Genomic DNA, 20,229 nt, shown 5'->3' with positions numbered 1-20,229 from the left:
TGAGTGAGAGGAAATCAGCGGGTGCCGTAAACGACAATGGTTTTGCCGTGTGCGGAAATCAGATTCTGGTCTTCCAACATTTTCAAAATGCGGCCCACGGTTTCGCGTGAGCAACCAACGATTTGGCCAATTTCCTGACGAGTAATTTTGATTTGCATGCCGTCGGGATGCGTCATGGCGTCTGGCTGTTTCGCCAGGTTGAGCAGGGTTTGTGCAATACGTCCGGTCACGTCGAGGAAAGCTAAATTGCCGACTTTTTCTGATGTCACCTGTAGACGGCGCGCCATCTGCGAGGAGAGGCGCATTAAAATATCCGGGTTCACCTGAATCAGCTGACGGAATTTCTTGTAGGAAATTTCCGCTACTTCGCACGCGGTTTTAGCGCGTACCCAGGCGCTGCGCTCCTGACCTTCTTCAAACAGGCCAAGCTCGCCGATAAAGTCACCCTGATTCAGGTAGGAGAGGATCATCTCTTTACCTTCTTCATCTTTGATCAGCACCGCGACGGAGCCTTTCACGATGTAGTAAAGGGTTTCAGCTTTCTCACCCTGATGAATCAGCGTACTTTTGGATGGATATTTGTGAATATGGCAATGGGACAGGAACCATTCGAGTGTAGGGTCTGTTTGCGGTTTGCCGAGAACCATTCGCTATTATCCTCTGTTGTAATCGTGCCCAAAATGCAGGGTGGTGTTCCCAGCCAGGCGATGAAAGCTTCAAGCATTTCCCGTAAAGGAGATTATTCGGGTGCCATTTGGCGCCAGGCGCTTAAGGTATCCCGCCTTCGTCCTTAATAAGACGAAACTATTTTCAGCACTGTTTGTAGCACAGCTTTTGCCGACTGTCTTCTGTTGTCTCGCTTCAGCAAAGGGGGGATTACTCTGGATTGCTGTTTGCCAGGCGAACGCGTACTCTGGCGGCAAACGGGCTATTCTTGAGGTAGAAACATGCAGGCAAGAGTGAAGTGGATCGAAGGATTAACCTTTTTGGGCGAGTCGGCCTCAGGACATCAGATCCTTATGGACGGCAACGCCGGCGATAAAGCGCCAGGCCCGATGGAGATGGTGCTGATGGCGACCGGAGGCTGTAGCGCTATCGACGTGGTCTCTATTCTTCAGAAAGGGCGTAACGACGTCGCGGACTGCGAGGTCAAGCTGACCTCCGAACGTCGCGAAGAGGCGCCGCGCCTGTTTACCCATATCAATCTGCATTTCGTGGTGACCGGCAAAGCGCTGAGCGATAAAGCCGTAGCGCGCGCAGTCGATCTGTCGGCGGAGAAGTACTGTTCGGTGGCGCTGATGCTGGGCAAGGGCGTGGAAATTACCCATAGCTATGAGGTGATTGAGCTGTAACTGGCGGCCCCGGACTCAAGAGGCGGGTCGCAGGCGAAGCGTCTTGCGTCACGGACAACGCGCCGGGCGCATAGTTGTTTCACGCGACTGGCTGGCCTGCTGACGGACGCGCCTGAGCAAAAGGCGCGTCGTTTAGCGCGGCGTGGCGCTCTGGCCTTGCCATTCTCGATCGCATTGCCGACGGCTCAGGCGATCTGCTTGCCTTCCATTAGCCGCTGCACCAGCGGAGCCATAATCAGTTCCATCGCCAGCCCCATTTTGCCGCCCGGCACCACCAGCGTATTGATATGCGAGATAAAGGAACCCTGAATCATCGCCAGCAGATAGGGAAAATCGATATGCTCCAGCCCGCGAAAGTGAATAACGACAAAGCTCTCGTCCAGCGACGGGATCTCGCGCGCGGCGAATGGGTTGGAGGTATCCACCGTAGGCACGCGCTGGAAGTTAATATGGGTGCGCGAAAACTGCGGCGTAATGAAGTTGATATAATCCTCCATTGAGCGCACCACCGAATCCATGACCGCTTCACGCGAGTGGCCGCGTTCGCTGGTGTCGCGCACCAGCTTCTGAATCCACTCCAGATTGACGATCGGCACCACGCCCACCAGCAGATCGACTTTCTCCGCGACGTTATGCTGCTGCGTCACCACGCCGCCGTGCAGTCCTTCATAAAACAGCACGTCGGTGTTTTCCCGCAGCGGCTGCCACGGCGTAAAGGTGCCCGGCAGCTGATTCCAGGGCACGGCCTCGTCGTAGGTGTGCAGGTATTTGCGCGACTGGCCTTTGCCCGCCTTGCCGTAATCAACAAACGTCTGCTCAAGCAGGCCGAAATCGTTGGCCTCCGGTCCGAAGTAGCTGATATGGCGACCTAAGTCGCGTGCTTTGCGGATAGCCATATCCATTTCCGGCCGCGTATAGCGATGGAAACTGTCGCCTTCCAGCTCGGCGGCATGCAGGCCGAGCTGCTGAAAAATCTTCCGGAATGCCAGACTGGTGGTGGTGGTTCCAGCGCCGCTGGAACCTGTCACCGCAATAATCGGGTGTCGTGCTGACATGGTTCTGCTTCCTGTAACGTCGGGCGATAGGCATTGTTAACATGAAAAGCGCGGCGGCGCATCAGCCGCGAAATTCGCTGCGCGGCATAATGTTGACGGTTTCATGCAGTTCAGACCAGACCAGCACCGCGTCGCCGCGCTCCAGCTGCCGACGAACATCTTCGACCTTTTGCGTCAGGCTGCGCTCCTGCTCGCCGTAGTCGGTGCCTTCGCGCAGCACAAAGGCTTCAATCAGGTTGTTAAGCGTTTCCGGGTCGATCTGTTGCCAGGGAATAATCATGTTGCGAGCCATTGTGTAAGCCAGTGCGGCACACGCTGCTCAAGCCACATCTGCGGTTGACGCAGCGTGCCGCCGACAAAGCCAACGTGTCCGCCATAGGGCGTAAGTTGATAGAGAGTCGTCGCTGAGAGCTGTTCCGGTTGGGGGATCACCTCGTCAGTCATAAAAGGATCGTCCTTTGCGTGGATAATCAGCAAGGGTTTGCGCACGTTTTTCAACAGCGGCATGGCGCTGGCGCGCCGGTAATAGTCGCCCGCATTAAGAAAACCGTGCGCGCGGGCGGTAATGGCGTCGTCAAAATCGCGCAGGCGACGCAGCGCTTTCAGCTGGAGCAGATCCACCGGCAGTGTTCCCGGCCAGGCGCGCAGCTTACGCTCGGCGTTTTTTTTCAGCTGATCGAGCAGATAGCGTTGATAAAAGCGGGAGAAACCCTGCTCCAGCTTCAGGCTGCACGGCTCCAGCAGCAGCGGGGCGGAGACGATAACGCCGGCGTCGAGCGGCGCGGTCTCGCCCAGTCTGCCAAGCAGACAACCCAGCATATTGCCTCCTAGCGAAACGCCTACCGCGGCAGTCGGCGCATCGCCCCAGCGCGTTTTCAGCCAGCGCAGAAAGAAGGCGGCGTCTTCGGTTTCGCCGGAGTGATAGATGCGATGCAGCCGGTTCGGTTCGCCGCCGCAGCCGCGAAAATGCATGACTACCCCCAGCCAGCCCTGGCGCTGACAGGCGTGCATCAGGCCGTGCGCATAGGGGCTGTGAAAATTGCCTTCAAGACCGTGAAACAGCACCACGCGCGGCTTGTGGCTCGCCTGCTGCGGGTCTTCGCTCCAGGCGAGGTCGATGAAATCCCCGTCCGGCAGATCGAGGCGCTGCCAGTGCGGCCGCAGCAGCAGGCGACGCCGCACCAGACGCGGCAGCACCGTCTGCAAATGCGGATTGCGCAGGGCGCGCGGCGGCATAAAATGCGTCGCGGCGTCAGGCGTAAAATTCATGTCGCCGGGGCTTGTCTGATCCATATCACACTGTTAGCTTCATTAGGTTTGTTATGAGTCTGGGGTAAGGAGCACCCGTTCATGGAACTGAGCCTGTTTTTCTCAATGTTAGGTTTTCTCTGGGTCGCCGCCATCACGCCAGGCCCTAATAATATGTTACTCACGGCGTCCGGCGCCAATTTCGGCTTCTGGCGTACGCTGCCGCTAATGATCGGCATTATGATTGGCATGCAGGTGATGCTGCTGATGGTGGCGTTTGGCGTCGGCGGCCTGATTCTGCTCTATCCCGCCCTGCATCTCATCCTGAAAATCGCCGGCAGCCTCTATCTGCTCTGGCTGGCCTGGAAGATTGCCACCGCCGCTTATGAAGAGCTGGACACCGGCGATGCGCCGCCCAAGCCGATGCCGTTCTGGCAGGGCGGGCTGTTGCAGCTGATTAACCCCAAGGCCTGGCTGATGGCGCTGGGCGCCGTGGCGAGCTTTAGCCTGGCGGGCGCGGCCTATCTCCATTCGGTTACGGCGATCAGCTTTGGCATGTTTCTGGTCAATCTGGTGGCGGGCGTCATCTGGATTGGTTTCGGCGCGCTGATTGGCCGCATCCTGAAAAGCCGTCGCGCCTGGACGATCTTTAACCTGGCGATGGGCCTGCTCACCGCCGCCTGCGTACTGTTGATCTGGCGCTAGGCAAACCGGAGGCGCAGCTGCTGCGTCTCCGGTCAGCTCCCCTGCACTGTATTGCCCTTCTTTGCCGTTTTTCGCATCAGCTTTGCCGATCATGATCTAAGAACGTCTTTTTATTAAGAATAATTTTTAATTCCTTTATGAAATCTTCGCCGCTGGCGACACTGCGCCCATCATCAGACCCTGGCGGAGTGCAACATCATGGCAGTAAAAGCGCGTTTCACCCTTTTAGCCGCAGCGCTGTCGCTGCTGGTATTTCAGGCGCAGGCCGTTAACGTAACGGTGGCGTATCAGACCTCTGCCGAACCGGCGAAAGTGGCGCAGGCGGACAATACCTTCGCGAAAGAGAGCGGGGCGACCGTTGACTGGCGCAAATTCGACAGCGGCGCGGGCGTACTGCGCGCGCTGGCGTCCGGAGATGTGCAGATTGGCAATATCGGCTCCAGCCCGCTGGCGGTCGCCGCGACGCAGCAGCTGCCGATTGAGGCCTTTTTACTGGCGTCACAGCTGGGCAACTCCGAAGCGCTGGTAGTGAAAAAAGGGATTGGCGGTCCAAAAGACTTAATCGGCAAGCGCATCGCCGTGCCTTTTATCTCCACCACCCATTACAGCCTGCTGGCGGCGCTGAAACACTGGGGCATTAAGCCGACCCAGGTACAGTTGGTAAACCTCCAGCCGCCGGCGATTATTGCGGCCTGGCAGCGCGGGGATATTGATGGCGCATACGTCTGGGCGCCTGCGGTTAATGAGCTGGAAAAAGACGGCAAGGTCCTGACGGACTCGTCGCAGGTCGGCCAGTGGGGCGCGCCGACGCTTGACGTCTGGGTCGTGCGCAAAGACTTTGCCAAAGCACATCCTGACATCGTGACTGCCTTTGCCCGCAGCGCTATCGAGGCGCAAAAAACCTATATCGACAACCCGGATCAATGGCTGAAGCAGCCGGATAACCTGAGCAAGCTGTCGCGCCTGAGCGGCGTGCCGGAAGCGCAGGTGCCGGGGCTGGTAAAAGGCAATACCTACCTTACCGCGCAGCAGCAGATCGAGCAGCTGGGCAAACCGGTTAATCAGGCCATCGTCGATACGGCCCGATTCCTGAAAGAGCAGGGCAAAGTGCCGCAGGCCAGCGCTGACTACAGCGATTTTGTCACCACTCGCTTTGTCGAGCCGTTAGCGAAACAGTAAGGAGAACCTCATGCTGCGCATCGCTCATCTTAACGCGCGTTATGCCGGACGCCCTGCATTACAGGACATCAGCCTGCAACTGGATAAGGGCGAACTGCTGGTGGTGCTCGGCCCGTCAGGCTGCGGCAAAACCACGCTGCTTAACCTGATCGCCGGTTTTTTGCCGGTGGAGTCGGGCAGTATCACGCTGGAAGGTAACGCCATCAGCGGACCGGGCGCAGAGCGGGGCGTAGTGTTTCAGCATGAAGGGCTGCTGCCGTGGCGTAATGTGCTGGACAATGTCGCCTTTGGTCTTCAGCTGGCGGGTATGGCGCGCGGCGAACGTAACGCCATTGCCCGGCGTTTAATTAAAAAAGTCGGGCTGGAAGGGGCGGAGAGCCGCCCCGTCTGGCAGCTTTCCGGCGGCCAGCGGCAACGCGTCGGCATTGCCCGCGCGCTGGCGGCCGATCCCCAGCTGCTGCTGCTCGACGAACCCTTTGGCGCGCTGGATGCCTTTACCCGCGAACAGATGCAGACGCTGCTGCTGACGCTATGGCGCGACAGCGGCAAACAGATTTTGCTGATTACGCACGATATTGAAGAGGCGGTGTTTCTTGCCAGCGAGCTGGTGCTGCTCTCACCGGGACCGGGACGCATAGTCGAGCGCCTCAGGCTTAACTTCGGCCAGCGTTTTGCCGCCGGGGAGCCTTGCCGCGCCATCAAGTCCGATCCTGCCTTTATCGAAAAGCGCGAGTACGTGCTGAGCCGGGTGTTTGAGCAGCGGGAGGCCTTTGTATGAGCGCGGTGATCAACGATAAAACCACGACGGCGCGACGTCGTCTGCGCTGGCCTTTTTCCCGGCAGTTCAGCCTGAGCCTGTTGAGCATGGCGCTCTTGCTGCTGATCTGGTGGGGCGTGACGGCGCTGGGCCTGATTAGCCCGCTGTTTCTGCCCGCGCCGCAGCAGGTGCTGAGCAAGCTGCTGCTGATTGCCAGTCCGCAGGGCTTTATGGACGCCACGCTGTGGCAGCATCTGGCCGCCAGTCTGACGCGTATGCTGGTGGCGCTGTTTGCGGCCGCGGCTATTGGCATCCCGGTAGGCATTGCGATGGGGATGAGTCCTGTCGCGCGCGGCCTGCTCGACCCGCTGATCGAGCTGTATCGTCCGGTGCCGCCGCTCGCCTACTTGCCGCTGATGGTGATCTGGTTCGGCATTGGCGAAACCTCCAAGATCCTGCTGATCTACCTGGCTATCTTTGCGCCGGTGACGCTGTCGACGCTGGCGGGCGTGCGCAATACGCAGCAGGTGCGCATTCGCGCGGCGCAGTCGCTGGGCGCCAGCCGCTGGCAGTTGCTGCGATGGGTCATTTTGCCGGGGGCGCTGCCGGATATTCTCACCGGGCTACGTATTGGGCTGGGGGTTGGCTGGTCGACGCTGGTGGCGGCGGAACTGATCGCGGCGACGCGCGGGCTGGGTTTTATGGTGCAGTCCGCAGGAGAATTTCTCGCAACCGATGTGGTGCTGGCAGGCATCGCCGTCATCGCGCTGGTCGCCTTTACTTTAGAGCTTGGGCTGCGCGCCCTTCAGCGTCGGCTGACGCCCTGGAACGGAGAACAATCATGAACGAAAAGTTGAACATCACCGCGCTCGGTCCCTGGATTGGCGCGCAGGTCGCCAATGTCGATTTAGCCCGGCCGCTGAGCGACGCGCAGTTTGAACAGCTTTACCACGCGCTGCTGCGCCATCAGGTGCTGTTTCTGCGCGATCAGGTCATTACGCCCCACCAGCAGCGCGCGCTGGCGGCGCGCTTCGGCGACCTGCATATTCATCCGGTTTATCCCCATGCCGACGGGGTGGAAGAGATTATCGTGCTGGATACCCATCAGGATAATCCTCCGGACAATGACAACTGGCATACCGACGTGACCTTTATTGAAACGCCACCGGCGGTGGCTATCCTGGCGTCGAAGCTGCTGCCTGAATCGGGCGGCGACACCCTGTGGGCCAGCGGTATTGCCGCCTATGAGACTCTGTCAGCGCCGATCAAAACGCTGCTGGAAGGGCTGCATGCCGAGCACGATTTCAAAAAATCCTTTCAGGAGTATAAATATCGCCGCAGCGAAGAGGAGCATCAGCGCTGGCAGGCGGCCGTGGCGAAGCATCCGCCGGTGCAGCATCCGGTGATCCGCACCCATCCGGTAAGCGGACGCAAGGCGCTGTTCGTCAATGAAGGGTTTACGACGCGCATTGTGGAGCTGAGTGAAAAAGAGAGCGATGCCGTGCTGGCGCTGCTCTATGCGCATGCGACTAAACCAGAGTTCCAGGTGCGCTGGCGCTGGCAGCCGAATGATGTGGCGATCTGGGATAACCGCGTAACGCAGCACTATGCTAATGCGGACTATTATCCGGCCAGGCGGGTGATGCAGCGGGCTACGGTGTTGGGCGATAAGCCTTTCTGAGTTGCATATATTAAAACGTCCGTACCGGGCTGCGACCGCGTTGCCGCGCCGCGTCATAATGCTCACATACGTCAGTATGCTCCGCTTATGCCGCGGCTTGCGCCTTGTCTCGCTCCGATACGATCGTTTTAAGTCCGCGAAAAGCGAAAAGCTCAGCGCCAGGTCAGGAGGCGAGCATCGCTTCCAGCTGCTCCTGCGCATCCAGCCACGCCATCTCTACTTCTTCCAGCGCCGACTTGCTTTCCGCCTGACGCTGCAACGCCGCGGTAAGATCCGCTTTGCGGGCGGGATCGTAAATTTCGCCGTCGGCCAGCTGGGTTTCCGCTTCGGTGAGCTGGCTCTGCCATTTCGCCATCTGCTTCTCCAGCTTCTCGATCTCTTTACGCAGCGGCTGCGTCTGGGCGCGCAGTTCGGCTTCGCGGCGCTTCTGATCTTTGCGTGCCTGCGCGCTGTTGCCGTTGTCCTGTTTCGGGGCGGCATCCGCCTGGGCCTGCTGCTTTTGCAGATCGCTCAGCCACTGCTGGTAATCTTCCAGATCGCCAGGGAAGACATCGACCTTGCCGTCATGCACCAGATAGAGATCGTCCGTGGTGGCGCGCAGCAGGTGACGATCGTGCGATACCACAACCAGCGCGCCTTCAAAGTCGATCAGCGCTTCGGTCAGCGCCTGACGCATATCCAGATCGAGGTGGTTAGTCGGTTCATCAAGCAGCAGCAGGTTAGGGCGCTGCCAGACAATCAGCGCCAGTACCAGCCGCGCCTTTTCGCCGCCGGAGAAGCGCGCCGTCACTTCACTCACTTTATCGCCCTGAAAGCCGAAGCCGCCCAGATAATCGCGCAGCTGCTGCTCCAGCACCTTCGGCGCGATGCGCGCCAGATGCTGCAACGGCGATTCGTCGCTGCGCAGATACTCCAGCTGATGCTGCGCGAAGTAGCCAAGCTTAATGCCCTTCGCCAGCCCCACCTCGCCGTCAAGCGGCGTTAGTTCGCCAGCCAGCAGCTTGATCAGGGTGGATTTTCCCGCGCCGTTACGGCCGAGCAGACCAATGCGGGAACCTGGCACCAGGTTGAGCTTGATGGCGTCAAGAATAATGCGTTCGCCGTAGCCAGCGGTCACCTTTTCCATCTTCAGCAGCGGATTCGGCAGGCTTTCCGGCGGACGGAAGCTGAAACTGAACGGGTTATCGACGTGCGCCGGGGCGATCATCTCCATCCGCTCCAGCATCTTGATGCGGCTTTGCGCCTGTTTGGCTTTAGACGCCTTGGCGCGGAAGCGATCGATATAGCTTTGCAGATGCGCCACTTTTTCCTGCTGGCTCTCAAACAGCGCCTGCTGCTGCGCCAGCTTAGCGACGCGCTGCCGTTCAAACGAAGAGTAGTTGCCGGTGTATTCGAACAGGCTCTCCTGCTCGATATGAATGATCTTGTCTACCACCGGATCGAGGAAGTCGCGATCGTGCGAAATCAGGATCAGCGTGCCCTCATAGCTTTTCAGCCAGCGTTCCAGCCAGATGACCGCGTCGAGGTCGAGGTGGTTAGTGGGTTCGTCGAGCAGCAGCAGATCGGACCGACACACCAGCGCCTGCGCCAGGTTAAGACGCATGCGCCAGCCGCCGGAAAAGTCGCTGACGGGACGGTTCAGCTGCTCCTGGCTAAAGCCAAGGCCGTGCAGCAGACTGGAGGCGCGCGCATGAATGCTCCAGGCCTGGATGGCATCCAGCTTGCCGTGCAGCAGCGCGATGGCATTGCCGTCGTCGCGCTGGTTGGCGTCCGCCAGTTCCGCCTCAAGCTGACGATACTCGCGATCGCCGTCGATGACGTATTCCAGCGCCGCTTTACTCAGGGCGGGCGTCTCCTGGTTAACCCAGGCCAGCGCCCAGTTGCCAGGGAAGGTCACGCCGCCCGCGTCGCTGCTGATTTCGCCCTTTAACAGCGACAGCAGGGTCGATTTGCCGCAGCCGTTTTTACCGACCAGGCCGACCTTCTGGCCGGGATTGATCGTCGCGGAAGCGTTATCGAGCAGCACGCGGACGCCGCGGCGGATTTGCAGAGAAGAGAAGACAATCATAAGCGCCGTATCGTCAGAATATGTTAATTTACACACAACATAATTAGAGTGTGTCGCGTCGTGCATGGTAGCGGAAATCCGCTCCGGTGACGACGCTTTGGAAGAGGATAACTATGTCGCAGCCAGCAAAAGTTTTGCTGCTTTATGCCCATCCGGAAACGCAGGAGTCGATAGCGAATCGGGTCCTGCTACAGTCAGCGCAGAAACAGGAAAATGTTACCGTACATGACCTGTATGCGCACTATCCTGATTTTTTTATCGATATTCATCATGAACAGCAGCTGCTGCGCGAGCATCAGGTGATTGTATTTCAGCATCCTCTCTATACCTACAGCTGCCCCGCGCTGTTGAAAGAGTGGCTGGATCGCGTGTTGTCACGCGGATTTGCCAACGGGGTCGACGGCAATGCGCTGGAAGGCAAATACTGGCGCAGCGTGATCACCACCGGCGAGCCGGAAACGGCCTACCACCAGAGCGGGCTTAACCGCTATCCCATGGCGGACATTATGCGTCCGTTCGAACTCACTGCGCAGATGTGTCGCATGCACTGGATGACGCCGATGGTGCTTTACTGGGCGCGCCGGCAGCCGAAAGAGGTGATGAGCCACTTCGCCCGCGCATACGGCGAATGGCTTGCCTCGCCGCTGCCGAACGGAGGGTTGTGATGGAAGGACAAACTCTGCTGACCGCAGGCGTGATTTATCTGGTGGCGGCGGTGCTGATCGTACCCGTCGCCGCGCGGCTGGGCATTGGCGCGGTATTGGGCTACCTGCTGGCCGGGATTGCGATAGGCCCGTGGGGACTCGGCTTTATCAGCGACGTTGAGGAGATCCTGCACTTCTCCGAGCTGGGCGTCGTGTTCCTGATGTTTATCATCGGCCTGGAGCTGAATCCGGCGAAACTCTGGGCGCTGCGTCGTTCGATCTTTGGCGTCGGCGCGGCGCAGGTGCTGATCTCCGCCGGGATTCTGGGCGCGCTGCTGTGGCTGAGCGACTTTAGCTGGCAGGCCGCCGTGATTGGCGGTATTGGCCTGGCGATGTCTTCGACCGCGATGGCGTTGCAGCTGATGCGCGACAAAGGAATGAATCGCAGCGAGGCGGGCCAGCTTGGCTTCTCGGTGCTGCTGTTTCAGGATTTAGCGGTGATCCCGGCGCTGGCGCTGGTGCCGCTGCTGGCCGGTAGCGACAGCGGCAATATCGACTGGATGAAGATCGGCATGAAAGTGCTGGCCTTCGCCGGGATGCTGGTCGGCGGGCGCTATCTGCTGCGGCCGATTTTCCGTTTTATCGCGGCCTCCGGCGTGCGCGAAGTCTTTACCGCCGCCGCCTTGCTGCTGGTGCTCGGTTCGGCGCTGTTTATGGACGCGCTCGGACTGTCGATGGCGCTGGGCACCTTTATCGCCGGTATTCTGCTGGCGGAAAGCGAATACCGCCACGAGCTGGAAGTGGCTATCGATCCCTTCAAAGGGCTGCTGCTTGGGCTGTTCTTTATCTCTGTCGGCATGGCGCTCAACCTTGGGGTGCTCTATACCCATATTGTTGAGATCCTGCTTGGCGTCTTGATTCTGGTCACGGTAAAAACGCTGGTGCTTTACGTGCTGGCGCGCGTCTATGGCCTGCGCAGCTCCGAGCGTCAGCAGTTTGCGGGCGTGCTGAGTCAGGGCGGCGAGTTCGCTTTCGTGCTGTTTTCCGCGGCGTCATCGGCGCATCTTTTCTCTGGCGACCAACTGCCGCTGCTGCTGGTAACGGTGACGCTGTCGATGATGACCACGCCGCTGCTGATGCAGGCGATCGACAGGCTGCTGGCGCGCCGCTTTAACGAAAGCGACGAAGACAGCGAAAAACCCTTTGTCGAGGACGATCAGCCGCAGGTGATCGTGGTGGGCTTTGGCCGTATGGGGCAGGTGGTGGGCCGTCTGCTGATGGCCAACAATAAGCGAATTACGGTGCTGGAGCGCGACATCAGCGCGGTAAGCCTGATGCGCAAGTATGGCTACAAGGTTTACTATGGTGACGCCACCGAGCTTGAGCTGCTGCGCGCCGCCGGCGCGGGCAGCGCGCAGTCAATCGTTATCACCTGTAACGAGCCGGAAGACACCATGGCGATCGTGCATCTCTGCCAGCAGCACTTCCCGCAGCTGGAGATTGTGGCGCGGGCGCGCGGACGCGTTGAGGCGCACGAACTGTTGCAGGCGGGCGTCACGCAGTTCTCGCGCGAAACCTTCTCCAGCGCGCTGGAGCTGGGGCGTAAAGCGCTGATTTCAGTAGGTATGCATCCGCATCAGGCGCAGCGCGCGCAGCTGCATTTTCGTCGTCTGGACATGCGCATGCTGCGCGAGCTCATGCCGAACCATACGGACAATGCGCAAATTTCGCGCGTGCGCGAGGCAAGACGCGAGCTGGAGGACATTTTCCAGCGCGAGATGCAGCATGAGAAGCGGCAGATCGACGACTGGGATGCCGATCAGTAACAGCAACACGGGTAAATCAACATGCGTAAACGGTTTATTGCCGGTGCGGTTTGTCCGCACTGCCAGGAAAAAGACACGCTGGCGATGTGGCGTGAAAATAATGTCGACGTCGTGGAGTGCGTGAAATGCGGCCACCAGATGCGCGAGGCGGATAAGCAGGTTCGCGATCAGGTTCGCAGCCAGGAGCAAGTGATCGGTATTTTCCATCCGGAGTAGCGAAATGCCGCAGCTTTTTTTACGCTTAAACTTACAGCGGGATTGAATTTCGATACAATCGGCGTCACTTACGCTGAGGCCTGGCGCGTAGCGACCTGCGCGGCCTCAGCCCCGAACCTTTCTGGTTGGTGTTATTGCACGCAAGAATAGACCAATGAGACGGGATCTCAGTTCTCAACGGTTAGGAGATATCATGAAAGTAGCAAAAGACCTGGTGGTGAGCCTGGCCTATCAGGTACGTACAGAAGACGGTGTGTTGGTTGACGAGTCACCGGTGAGTGCACCGTTGGACTATCTGCACGGTCATGGTTCCCTGATTTCTGGTCTGGAAAAAGCGCTGGAAAACCATGCGGTCGGCGATAAGTTTGACGTGCATATCCCGGCTAACGACGCCTACGGCCAGTACGACGACAATCTGGTGCAGCGCGTACCGAAAGACGTCTTTATGGGCGTTGACGAATTGCAGGTCGGCATGCGTTTCCTGGCGGAAACCGATCAGGGCCCGGTTCCGGTCGAGATCACTGAAGTTGAAGACGATCACGTTGTGGTTGACGGCAACCACATGCTGGCGGGCCAGAACCTTAACTTTAACGTGGAAGTGGTCGCGATTCGCGAAGCGACCCCGGAAGAGCTGGCGCACGGCCACGTTCACGGCGAGCACGGTCATCATCACGACCACGATCATGACCACGGTCACGATCACGGCAATGGCGGCTGCGGCGGCCACGGCGGTTGCGGCTGCAACCACTAAGTACGCGACGCCGATGACAAGGCCACCAGACGGTGGCCTTTTCTTTTGCGGTTTTACCACGCAAAAATGCGCGAGCAAGCCGCAGCATGTCTGGGTTTGCGAATCCTTCGCGCTGACGCGGCATCGCCGCCAGCCTGAACAGGTCAGTAGTGCGGAGGCGGCGTCTCTTCCGACTGTGAGGCGATCAACGAGGGCGTGGCCGCTTTCAGTTTATCCAGCAGCAGGCGATGCTGTTCGCGCATCTTCGCCATCTCCAGTTCATGCTGCACCACCGTCTGGTTGAGCTGGTCGATAGTGACTTCCTGAAAGGCCAGCTTGCTTTCCAGCGCTTCAAGCCGTTGTTCCCAATCTGATTGTTGCATGACCTCTCCTCCGTTTATGTCGCGGCGACAATTGTGCCTGACTCTGATTTTACCTTTCTCCCGTCAGAATCACCCGATTTTTTACCGCTCCGCCTGTGACGGGTTGAATAAGGTACCCCGCGTCATCATCTCTGATGAAACTTCCTGATGCAAAAAAGGTCGGAGGTTAAACAGGTAATTACGCTGCGGGAGTTTTCGCCGCTGCCGCGTACAGTTATAGTGTGGAGCTTTAGTCCGCAATAGTTTCCGAGGTGACACGCTTCGGTTTTGGAGAAAGGATGAAATCACTGTTTAAAGTCACAATGTTAGCTACCACCATGGCCATCGCGCTGAATGCGCCGCTGGCAATGGCTGCCGAAACGACCGCGGCCCCTGCTGCGACCGATGCGGCACCGCAGGCACCAAAAAATGCGGCCTTCAAAAATGAAGACCAGCAGTCAGCCTACGCACTGGGTGCCTCACTGGGTCGCTACATGGACAACTCCCTGAAGGAACAGGAGAAACTGGGCATCAAGCTGGACAAACAGCAGCTGATTGCGGGCGTTCAGGATGCGTTTGCCGGTAAAAGCAAACTCTCCGACCAGGAAATCGAACAGACTTTGCAGGCCTTTGAAGGCCGCGTAAAAGGCGCTGCTCAGGCGAAAATGGAAAAAGATGCGAAAGAGAATGCTGATAAAGGCACGGCTTTCGCTGACAAATTCGCTAAAGAGAGCGGCGTGAAGAAAACGGAATCCGGTCTGCTGTATAAAGTAGAGAAAGAAGGCAGCGGCGACGCGCCGAAAGACAGCGACACCGTAGTGGTCAACTATAAAGGCACGCTGATCGACGGCACCGAGTTCGACAACTCTTACACGCGCGGCGAACCGCTCTCTTTCCGTCTTGACGGCGTTATCCCTGGCTGGACCGAAGGCCTGAAGCACGTTAAGAAAGGCGGCAAGATCAAGCTGGTAATCCCACCGCAGCTCGCCTACGGTAAAAACGGCGTACCGGGTATTCCGGCCAACTCCACGCTGGTGTTCGATGTTGAACTGCTCGACATCAAACCGGCGCCAAAGGCTGATGAGAAAGCGCAGGCGCCTGCCGCCGACGCGAAGAAGTCTCAATAATCTGCCCGCCGCCGCCTTCTGGCGGCGGTTTCATTTCCCGCCAATGACAAAGCTCTGGCATAAGCGTGCGACATTTGCCAGACTAACGGCTGCACAACTTTCCCAATAAAAGAGTCTGCCCGCTGCGCTGAGACAGGCTCCAGCCATTTAGGGTAATGTCTTCGATGTCAAATCCATTCAATCCCGGCGAACTGAGCGACTTCGATTTGCTGGAGCAGCGTCCGTTCGAGCAAACCGACTACGATATTCTCAGATCCTACGAGGCGGTCGTTGATGGCCTGGCGATGCTGATCGGTTCGCACTGCGAAATCGTATTGCACTCGCTGGAAGATTTGAAGCGCTCAGCCGTACGCATCGCCAATGGCGAACATACCGGACGTAAAGTCGGCTCGCCCATTACCGATCTGGCGCTGCGCATGCTGCACGATATGCACGGCGCGGACAGTAACGTTTCGCGCGCCTATTTCACGCGCGCCAAAAGCGGCGTGCTAATGAAATCGGTCACTATCGCTATCCGTAACCGCCAGCAGCGCGTTATTGGACTGCTGTGCATCAACATGAACCTCGACGTGCCTTTTTCGCAGATCATGTCGACCTTTATGCCGCCGGAAATGCAGCAGGTAGATTCCAACGTGAACTTCGCCAGCTCGGTAGAGGATCTGGTTACCCAGACGCTGGAGTTCACCATTGAGGAAGTCAGCGCCGACCGCAATGTGTCTAATAACGCCAAGAACCGCCAGATCGTTCTGAATCTGTATGAGAAGGGGATCTTCGATATTAAAGACGCCATCAACCAGGTCGCGGATCGCCTCAATATTTCTAAGCACACCGTCTACCTCTATATCCGCCAGTTTAAAAACGGCGACTTTCAGGGGCAGGATCGCTAATGCGCTATACCCTGCTGGTGACCGGGCCGGCCTACGGCACGCAGCAGGCGAGCAGCGCGCTGCTGTTTGCCCGCGCGCTACTGGCGGCGGGTCATCAGCTGCACAGCGTCTTCTTTTATCGCGAAGGCGTGCTTAACGCCAATCAGCTCACCGCGCCGGCCAGCGACGAGGTGGATATTGTGCGCGCCTGGCTTGAGCTGCATCAGGAGCAGGGCGTGGCGCTGAATATTTGCGTGGCGGCGGCGTTACGTCGCGGCGTGACCGATGCGCAGGAGGCGGAGCGGTTGCAGCTGGCAGGCAGCAACTTGCAGCCGGGTTTTGAACTGAGCGGTCTGGGCGCGCTGGCGGAAGCCGCGCTTGGCTGCGATCGACTGGTGCAATTTTAATGAACCGCGTCGCCTTTGTTTTTACCCGTGCGCCGCACGGCAGCAGCGCAGGCCGCGAAGGGCTTGACGCCGCGCTGGCGACCGGCGCGCTGAGCGAGTCCATTGGTCTGTTCTTTATCGGCGACGGCGTATTGCAGCTGACGCCGGATCAGCAGCCGGCAACCATTTTGACGCGCCATCATGCCGCCACCTTCGGCGTGCTGGCGCTCTACGATATTGAAAACTGCTATGTGAGCCGCGAAGCGCTGCGTGAGCGCGGTCTGGCGGAAGAGGGCGCGCGCGTCATGGACGTGGCTGTTCTGGACGCGCCGGCGCTGCGGCAACAGCTTGCGACCTACGATCGCATTATGACTTTTTAAGAGCGCGCCATGCTGCATACCCTGATGCATTCTCCCTACTACAGCGACCTTAACACTCTGCTGCTGCTGCTCACCGCCGAAGACGATCTGCTGCTGTTGCAGGACGGCGTGCTGGGGGCGCTGGAAGGCAGCAGCGCCCTGACGCGGCTGCTGGCGTCGCCTGCGACCTTGTGGGTTCTCACAGAAGACGTGATCGCGCGCGGCCTTGCTGGTCAAATTTCAGCCAAAGTAAGGCCGGTGGACTATACTGGTTTCGTTGCGCTCACGGAAAAGCATCAGCAGCAAATGACCTGGTAATGTCGCAAAGCCTGGTTATTTCTTGACACCCTATTGGCTCAGCCCTAAAATTCTGCGTCCTCGTAGTAATACGAGGCGATTTATTACGTGTTTACGAAGCAAAAGCAAATCCAGGAGCTATTTAATGGCAACAGTTAACCAGCTGGTTCGCAAACCACGCGTACGCAAAGTTGCAAAGAGCAACGTGCCTGCGCTGGAAGCTTGCCCGCAAAAACGTGGTGTTTGTACTCGTGTGTACACCACCACTCCGAAAAAACCGAACTCCGCACTGCGTAAAGTTTGCCGTGTTCGTCTGACTAACGGTTTTGAAGTTACCTCCTACATCGGCGGTGAAGGTCATAACCTCCAGGAACACTCCGTGATCCTGATCCGTGGCGGTCGTGTTAAAGACCTGCCAGGTGTGCGTTACCACACCGTTCGTGGCGCGCTGGACTGCTCAGGTGTTAAAGACCGTAAGCAGGCTCGCTCCAAGTACGGCGTGAAGAAGCCAAAGGCTTAATGGTTCTCCGTTAAGTAAGGCCAAACGTTTTAACTTAAATGTCAAACTAAACTCGTAGAGTTTTGGACAATCCTGAATTAACAACGGAGTATTTCCATGCCACGTCGTCGCGTCATTGGTCAGCGTAAAATCCTGCCGGATCCTAAGTTCGGATCAGAGCTGCTGGCCAAATTTGTAAATATCCTGATGGTAGATGGTAAAAAATCTACTGCTGAATCAATCGTTTATACCGCGCTTGAGACCCTGGCTCAGCGTTCTGGTAAAAACGAGCTGGAAGCCTTTGAAGTAGCCCTCGAAAACGTACGTCCGACTGTCGAAGTTAAGTCACGTCGCGTTGGTGGTTCTACCTATCAGGTGCCAGTTGAAGTCCGTCCGGTTCGTCGCAATGCTCTGGCAATGCGCTGGATCGTAGAAGCTGCTCGTAAACGCGGTGATAAATCTATGGCTCTCCGCCTGGCGAACGAACTTTCTGACGCTGCTGAAAACAAAGGTACAGCAGTTAAGAAACGTGAAGACGTTCACCGTATGGCTGAAGCTAACAAGGCGTTCGCTCACTACCGCTGGTAATCGCCACGTAGTTGTTGTTAAACCAGCGGGCGTGCAAAATGCTAACCCGCTGGGTTCGACTAATTTTGAACGTCCGAGAATCAGAGGAATCAAATGGCTCGTACAACACCCATTGCGCGCTACCGTAACATCGGTATCAGCGCACACATCGACGCCGGTAAGACCACTACTACCGAGCGTATCCTGTTCTACACCGGTGTTAACCACAAAATCGGTGAAGTGCATGATGGCGCCGCGACCATGGACTGGATGGCACAGGAGCAGGAGCGTGGTATTACCATCACCTCCGCAGCGACCACCGCATTCTGGTCCGGTATGGCTAAACAGTTTGAGCCGCACCGTATCAACATCATCGACACCCCGGGACACGTTGACTTCACCATCGAAGTAGAACGTTCCATGCGTGTGCTCGACGGCGCAGTAATGGTTTACTGTGCAGTAGGTGGCGTGCAGCCGCAGTCTGAGACCGTATGGCGTCAGGCAAACAAATATAAAGTTCCGCGTATCGCGTTCGTTAACAAAATGGACCGTATGGGCGCGAACTTCCTGAAAGTTGTTGGCCAGATCAAAGAGCGTCTGGGTGCGAACCCGGTTCCGCTTCAGTTGGCAATCGGCGCTGAAGAGAACTTCACCGGCGTTGTTGACCTGATCAAAATGAAAGCCATCAACTGGAACGATGCTGACCAGGGCACCACCTTCGTTTACGAAGAGATCCCGGCAGACATGCAGGACCTGGCTGAAGAGTGGCGTCAAAACCTGATCGAATCCGCAGCTGAAGCATCTGAAGAGCTGATGGAGAAGTATCTGGGCGGCGAAGAGCTGACCGAAGAAGAGATCAAAAAAGCGCTGCGTCTGCGCGTGCTGAACAACGAGATCATCCTCGTTACCTGTGGTTCTGCGTTCAAGAACAAAGGTGTTCAGGCGATGCTGGATGCCGTGGTTGAATACCTGCCGGCACCGACTGACGTTCCTGCGATCAACGGTATCCTGGACGATGGTAAAGACACCCCGGCTGAGCGTCACGCTGATGACAGCGAGCCGTTCTCTGCGCTGGCGTTCAAAATCGCAAACGACCCGTTCGTAGGTAACCTGACCTTCTTCCGCGTGTACTCTGGCGTGGTTAACTCAGGCGACACCGTACTGAACTCAGTGAAATCCGCTCGCGAGCGTTTCGGCCGTATCGTACAGATGCACGCCAACAAACGTGAAGAGATCAGCGAAGTTCGCGCAGGCGACATCGCCGCGGCGATCGGTCTGAAAGACGTGATCACCGGCGACACCCTGTGTGATCCGAACAACCCGATCATCCTGGAACGTATGGAGTTCCCGGAGCCGGTAATCTCTATCGCCGTTGAGCCGAAAACCAAAGCTGACCAGGAAAAAATGGGTCTGGCTCTGGGCCGTCTGGCTAAAGAAGACCCGTCATTCCGCGTATGGACTGACGAAGAATCTAACCAGACCATCATCGCCGGTATGGGTGAGCTGCACCTCGACATCATCGTTGACCGTATGAAGCGTGAGTTCAACGTTGAAGCGAACGTGGGCAAACCGCAGGTAGCTTACCGCGAAGCGATTCGCTCTAAAGTTACCGACATCGAAGGTAAGCACGCTAAGCAGTCTGGTGGTCGCGGTCAGTACGGTCATGTTGTTATCGACATGTACCCGCTGGAGCCGGGTTCAAACCCGAAAGGCTACGAATTTGTCAACGACATCAAAGGCGGTGTGATTCCTGGCGAATACATCCCTGCGGTTGATAAAGGCATCCAGGAACAGCTGAAATCTGGCCCGCTGGCAGGTTATCCGGTTGTTGATCTGGGCGTGCGTCTGCACTTCGGTTCTTACCATGACGTCGACTCCTCAGAACTGGCGTTTAAACTGGCCGCTTCTATCGCCTTTAAAGATGGCTTTAAGAAAGCGCAGCCGGTACTGCTTGAGCCGATCATGAAGGTTGAAGTAGAGACGCCGGAAGAGAACACCGGTGACGTCATCGGTGACCTTAGCCGTCGTCGTGGTATGCTGAAAGGGCAGGAATCTAACGCTACCGGCGTTCAGATTCACGCTGAAGTTCCGCTGTCTGAAATGTTCGGATACGCGACGCAGTTGCGTTCTCTGACGAAAGGCCGTGCTTCTTACTCCATGGAGTTCCTGAAGTACGATGATGCGCCGAACAACGTCGCTCAGGCCGTTATTGAAGCTCGTAGCAAATAAGGCTACGGTTTAAAAATTGTGAACAGATGCCTTCATCAATGATGAAGGCATAACAGTAAGGATTATCGCCATGGCG

Annotated in this window: 24 protein-coding genes; 18 read left to right on the top strand and 6 right to left on the bottom strand. The window is 57.6% G+C overall.

What is annotated here, in order from left to right; all coding sequences use genetic code 11:
* Positions 1–14: 14 nt before the first annotated feature.
* Positions 15–647 (bottom strand): cAMP-activated global transcriptional regulator CRP, encoded by a 633-nt coding sequence (gene crp, locus BBB56_RS08865; RefSeq protein WP_000242758.1) that lies wholly within the window; start codon positions 645–647, stop codon positions 15–17.
* A 300-nt stretch (positions 648–947) separates the two neighbouring features.
* On the opposite strand from crp, the gene BBB56_RS08860 reads away from it, so the two are divergent.
* The gene (locus BBB56_RS08860; protein ID WP_123800598.1) at positions 948–1,352 is read left to right on the top strand and encodes an OsmC family protein; all 405 of its coding nucleotides are present in this window, start codon (positions 948–950) and stop codon (positions 1,350–1,352) included.
* A gap of 185 nt (positions 1,353–1,537) precedes the next feature.
* Here BBB56_RS08860 and BBB56_RS08855 read toward each other — a convergent pair whose 3' ends face one another.
* The 3 genes from BBB56_RS08855 to BBB56_RS08845 form a co-directional block, all read right to left on the bottom strand.
* Positions 1,538–2,407 (bottom strand): phosphoribulokinase, encoded by an 870-nt coding sequence (locus BBB56_RS08855; protein ID WP_123800597.1) that lies wholly within the window; start codon positions 2,405–2,407, stop codon positions 1,538–1,540.
* 61 nt (positions 2,408–2,468) lie between these two features.
* Complete coding sequence (locus BBB56_RS08850) at positions 2,469–2,687, bottom strand: YheU family protein (protein ID WP_123800773.1); 219 nt, start codon at positions 2,685–2,687, stop codon at positions 2,469–2,471.
* Positions 2,684–3,700, bottom strand: coding sequence for a hydrolase (locus tag BBB56_RS08845; RefSeq protein WP_123800596.1), 1,017 nt, complete (start codon positions 3,698–3,700; stop codon positions 2,684–2,686). Before BBB56_RS08845 ends, BBB56_RS08850 begins: the two co-directional genes overlap by 4 nt.
* A gap of 57 nt (positions 3,701–3,757) precedes the next feature.
* Between BBB56_RS08845 and BBB56_RS08840 the strand changes: the two genes are divergently transcribed.
* The 5 genes from BBB56_RS08840 to tauD all read left to right on the top strand — a co-directional run bounded on the left by BBB56_RS08840 (position 3,758) and on the right by tauD (position 7,977).
* A complete protein-coding gene (locus BBB56_RS08840; RefSeq protein WP_123800595.1) occupies positions 3,758–4,360 on the top strand; it encodes a LysE family translocator in 603 nt (200 codons plus the stop codon).
* 198 nt (positions 4,361–4,558) lie between these two features.
* Positions 4,559–5,539: a taurine ABC transporter substrate-binding protein gene (gene tauA / locus BBB56_RS08835; protein ID WP_199756224.1), complete on the top strand. Its 981-nt coding sequence runs from the start codon at positions 4,559–4,561 to the stop codon at positions 5,537–5,539.
* A 10-nt stretch (positions 5,540–5,549) separates the two neighbouring features.
* On the top strand, positions 5,550–6,317 hold the full coding sequence (gene tauB / locus BBB56_RS08830; RefSeq protein ID WP_123800593.1) for a taurine ABC transporter ATP-binding subunit: 768 nt from the start codon (positions 5,550–5,552) through the stop codon (positions 6,315–6,317).
* Entirely contained in the window at positions 6,314–7,141 is an 828-nt protein-coding gene (gene tauC, locus BBB56_RS08825) for a taurine ABC transporter permease TauC (RefSeq protein ID WP_123800592.1), read from the top strand. The genes tauB and tauC overlap by 4 nt, the downstream gene beginning before the upstream one ends.
* A complete protein-coding gene (gene tauD / locus BBB56_RS08820) occupies positions 7,138–7,977 on the top strand; it encodes a taurine dioxygenase (RefSeq protein WP_123800591.1) in 840 nt (279 codons plus the stop codon). The genes tauC and tauD overlap by 4 nt, the downstream gene beginning before the upstream one ends.
* A 163-nt stretch (positions 7,978–8,140) precedes the next feature.
* On the opposite strand, the gene BBB56_RS08815 is transcribed toward tauD, so the two are convergent.
* Positions 8,141–10,045, bottom strand: a complete 1,905-nt coding sequence (locus tag BBB56_RS08815; RefSeq protein ID WP_123800590.1) for an ABC transporter ATP-binding protein — start codon at positions 10,043–10,045, stop codon at positions 8,141–8,143.
* A 113-nt stretch (positions 10,046–10,158) separates the two neighbouring features.
* Between BBB56_RS08815 and kefG the strand changes: the two genes are divergently transcribed.
* The 4 genes from kefG (at position 10,159) to slyD (ending at position 13,482) form a co-directional block, all read left to right on the top strand.
* On the top strand, positions 10,159–10,710 hold the full coding sequence (gene kefG, locus BBB56_RS08810; RefSeq protein ID WP_123800589.1) for a glutathione-regulated potassium-efflux system ancillary protein KefG: 552 nt from the start codon (positions 10,159–10,161) through the stop codon (positions 10,708–10,710).
* A complete protein-coding gene (gene kefB / locus BBB56_RS08805; protein ID WP_123800588.1) occupies positions 10,710–12,515 on the top strand; it encodes a glutathione-regulated potassium-efflux system protein KefB in 1,806 nt (601 codons plus the stop codon). The genes kefG and kefB overlap by 1 nt, the downstream gene beginning before the upstream one ends.
* A 15-nt stretch (positions 12,516–12,530) precedes the next feature.
* On the top strand, positions 12,531–12,731 hold the full coding sequence (locus BBB56_RS08800) for a YheV family putative zinc ribbon protein (RefSeq protein WP_167376551.1): 201 nt from the start codon (positions 12,531–12,533) through the stop codon (positions 12,729–12,731).
* Positions 12,732–12,924: 193 nt separating this feature from the next.
* Complete coding sequence (slyD, locus tag BBB56_RS08795) at positions 12,925–13,482, top strand: peptidylprolyl isomerase (RefSeq protein ID WP_123800587.1); 558 nt, start codon at positions 12,925–12,927, stop codon at positions 13,480–13,482.
* A 143-nt stretch (positions 13,483–13,625) separates the two neighbouring features.
* Here slyD and BBB56_RS08790 read toward each other — a convergent pair whose 3' ends face one another.
* A complete protein-coding gene (locus tag BBB56_RS08790) occupies positions 13,626–13,844 on the bottom strand; it encodes a protein SlyX (protein WP_123800586.1) in 219 nt (72 codons plus the stop codon).
* Positions 13,845–14,122: 278 nt separating this feature from the next.
* On the opposite strand from BBB56_RS08790, the gene fkpA reads away from it, so the two are divergent.
* The 8 genes from fkpA (at position 14,123) to fusA (ending at position 20,153) form a co-directional block, all read left to right on the top strand.
* On the top strand, positions 14,123–14,950 hold the full coding sequence (fkpA, locus tag BBB56_RS08785) for an FKBP-type peptidyl-prolyl cis-trans isomerase (protein WP_123800585.1): 828 nt from the start codon (positions 14,123–14,125) through the stop codon (positions 14,948–14,950).
* A gap of 164 nt (positions 14,951–15,114) precedes the next feature.
* Positions 15,115–15,837 (top strand): helix-turn-helix transcriptional regulator, encoded by a 723-nt coding sequence (locus tag BBB56_RS08780; RefSeq protein WP_123800584.1) that lies wholly within the window; start codon positions 15,115–15,117, stop codon positions 15,835–15,837.
* Positions 15,837–16,223 (top strand): sulfurtransferase complex subunit TusD, encoded by a 387-nt coding sequence (gene tusD / locus BBB56_RS08775; protein ID WP_123800583.1) that lies wholly within the window; start codon positions 15,837–15,839, stop codon positions 16,221–16,223. Before BBB56_RS08780 ends, tusD begins: the two co-directional genes overlap by 1 nt.
* The gene (gene tusC, locus BBB56_RS08770) at positions 16,223–16,582 is read left to right on the top strand and encodes a sulfurtransferase complex subunit TusC (protein WP_123800582.1); all 360 of its coding nucleotides are present in this window, start codon (positions 16,223–16,225) and stop codon (positions 16,580–16,582) included. The genes tusD and tusC overlap by 1 nt, the downstream gene beginning before the upstream one ends.
* A gap of 9 nt (positions 16,583–16,591) precedes the next feature.
* The gene (gene tusB / locus BBB56_RS08765) at positions 16,592–16,879 is read left to right on the top strand and encodes a sulfurtransferase complex subunit TusB (RefSeq protein WP_123800581.1); all 288 of its coding nucleotides are present in this window, start codon (positions 16,592–16,594) and stop codon (positions 16,877–16,879) included.
* Positions 16,880–17,003: 124 nt separating this feature from the next.
* The gene (rpsL, locus tag BBB56_RS08760; protein WP_003852912.1) at positions 17,004–17,378 is read left to right on the top strand and encodes a 30S ribosomal protein S12; all 375 of its coding nucleotides are present in this window, start codon (positions 17,004–17,006) and stop codon (positions 17,376–17,378) included.
* A 96-nt stretch (positions 17,379–17,474) separates the two neighbouring features.
* Positions 17,475–17,945, top strand: a complete 471-nt coding sequence (gene rpsG / locus BBB56_RS08755; protein WP_013510774.1) for a 30S ribosomal protein S7 — start codon at positions 17,475–17,477, stop codon at positions 17,943–17,945.
* Between the two features lie 93 nt (positions 17,946–18,038).
* Positions 18,039–20,153: an elongation factor G gene (gene fusA / locus BBB56_RS08750; RefSeq protein WP_123800580.1), complete on the top strand. Its 2,115-nt coding sequence runs from the start codon at positions 18,039–18,041 to the stop codon at positions 20,151–20,153.
* The last annotated feature ends 76 nt before the right edge of the window (positions 20,154–20,229 follow it).

Source organism: Candidatus Pantoea deserta, from assembly GCF_003813865.1.
Classification (GTDB): domain Bacteria; phylum Pseudomonadota; class Gammaproteobacteria; order Enterobacterales; family Enterobacteriaceae; genus Pantoea; species Pantoea deserta.
This window is presented reverse-complemented; position numbering and strand designations above follow the sequence as displayed.

Coding starts and splice junctions, on each gene's coding strand:
- crp (WP_000242758.1), bottom strand. CDS start 647: ATGGTTCTCGGCAAACCGCAAACAGACCCTACACTCGAATGGTTCCTG.
- BBB56_RS08860 (WP_123800598.1), top strand. CDS start 948: ATGCAGGCAAGAGTGAAGTGGATCGAAGGATTAACCTTTTTGGGCGAG.
- BBB56_RS08855 (WP_123800597.1), bottom strand. CDS start 2,407: ATGTCAGCACGACACCCGATTATTGCGGTGACAGGTTCCAGCGGCGCT.
- BBB56_RS08850 (WP_123800773.1), bottom strand. CDS start 2,687: ATGATTATTCCCTGGCAACAGATCGACCCGGAAACGCTTAACAACCTG.
- BBB56_RS08845 (WP_123800596.1), bottom strand. CDS start 3,700: ATGGATCAGACAAGCCCCGGCGACATGAATTTTACGCCTGACGCCGCG.
- BBB56_RS08840 (WP_123800595.1), top strand. CDS start 3,758: ATGGAACTGAGCCTGTTTTTCTCAATGTTAGGTTTTCTCTGGGTCGCC.
- tauA (WP_199756224.1), top strand. CDS start 4,559: ATGGCAGTAAAAGCGCGTTTCACCCTTTTAGCCGCAGCGCTGTCGCTG.
- tauB (WP_123800593.1), top strand. CDS start 5,550: ATGCTGCGCATCGCTCATCTTAACGCGCGTTATGCCGGACGCCCTGCA.
- tauC (WP_123800592.1), top strand. CDS start 6,314: ATGAGCGCGGTGATCAACGATAAAACCACGACGGCGCGACGTCGTCTG.
- tauD (WP_123800591.1), top strand. CDS start 7,138: ATGAACGAAAAGTTGAACATCACCGCGCTCGGTCCCTGGATTGGCGCG.
- BBB56_RS08815 (WP_123800590.1), bottom strand. CDS start 10,045: ATGATTGTCTTCTCTTCTCTGCAAATCCGCCGCGGCGTCCGCGTGCTG.
- kefG (WP_123800589.1), top strand. CDS start 10,159: ATGTCGCAGCCAGCAAAAGTTTTGCTGCTTTATGCCCATCCGGAAACG.
- kefB (WP_123800588.1), top strand. CDS start 10,710: ATGGAAGGACAAACTCTGCTGACCGCAGGCGTGATTTATCTGGTGGCG.
- slyD (WP_123800587.1), top strand. CDS start 12,925: ATGAAAGTAGCAAAAGACCTGGTGGTGAGCCTGGCCTATCAGGTACGT.
- BBB56_RS08790 (WP_123800586.1), bottom strand. CDS start 13,844: ATGCAACAATCAGATTGGGAACAACGGCTTGAAGCGCTGGAAAGCAAG.
- fkpA (WP_123800585.1), top strand. CDS start 14,123: ATGAAATCACTGTTTAAAGTCACAATGTTAGCTACCACCATGGCCATC.
- BBB56_RS08780 (WP_123800584.1), top strand. CDS start 15,115: ATGTCAAATCCATTCAATCCCGGCGAACTGAGCGACTTCGATTTGCTG.
- tusD (WP_123800583.1), top strand. CDS start 15,837: ATGCGCTATACCCTGCTGGTGACCGGGCCGGCCTACGGCACGCAGCAG.
- tusC (WP_123800582.1), top strand. CDS start 16,223: ATGAACCGCGTCGCCTTTGTTTTTACCCGTGCGCCGCACGGCAGCAGC.
- tusB (WP_123800581.1), top strand. CDS start 16,592: ATGCTGCATACCCTGATGCATTCTCCCTACTACAGCGACCTTAACACT.
- rpsL (WP_003852912.1), top strand. CDS start 17,004: ATGGCAACAGTTAACCAGCTGGTTCGCAAACCACGCGTACGCAAAGTT.
- rpsG (WP_013510774.1), top strand. CDS start 17,475: ATGCCACGTCGTCGCGTCATTGGTCAGCGTAAAATCCTGCCGGATCCT.
- fusA (WP_123800580.1), top strand. CDS start 18,039: ATGGCTCGTACAACACCCATTGCGCGCTACCGTAACATCGGTATCAGC.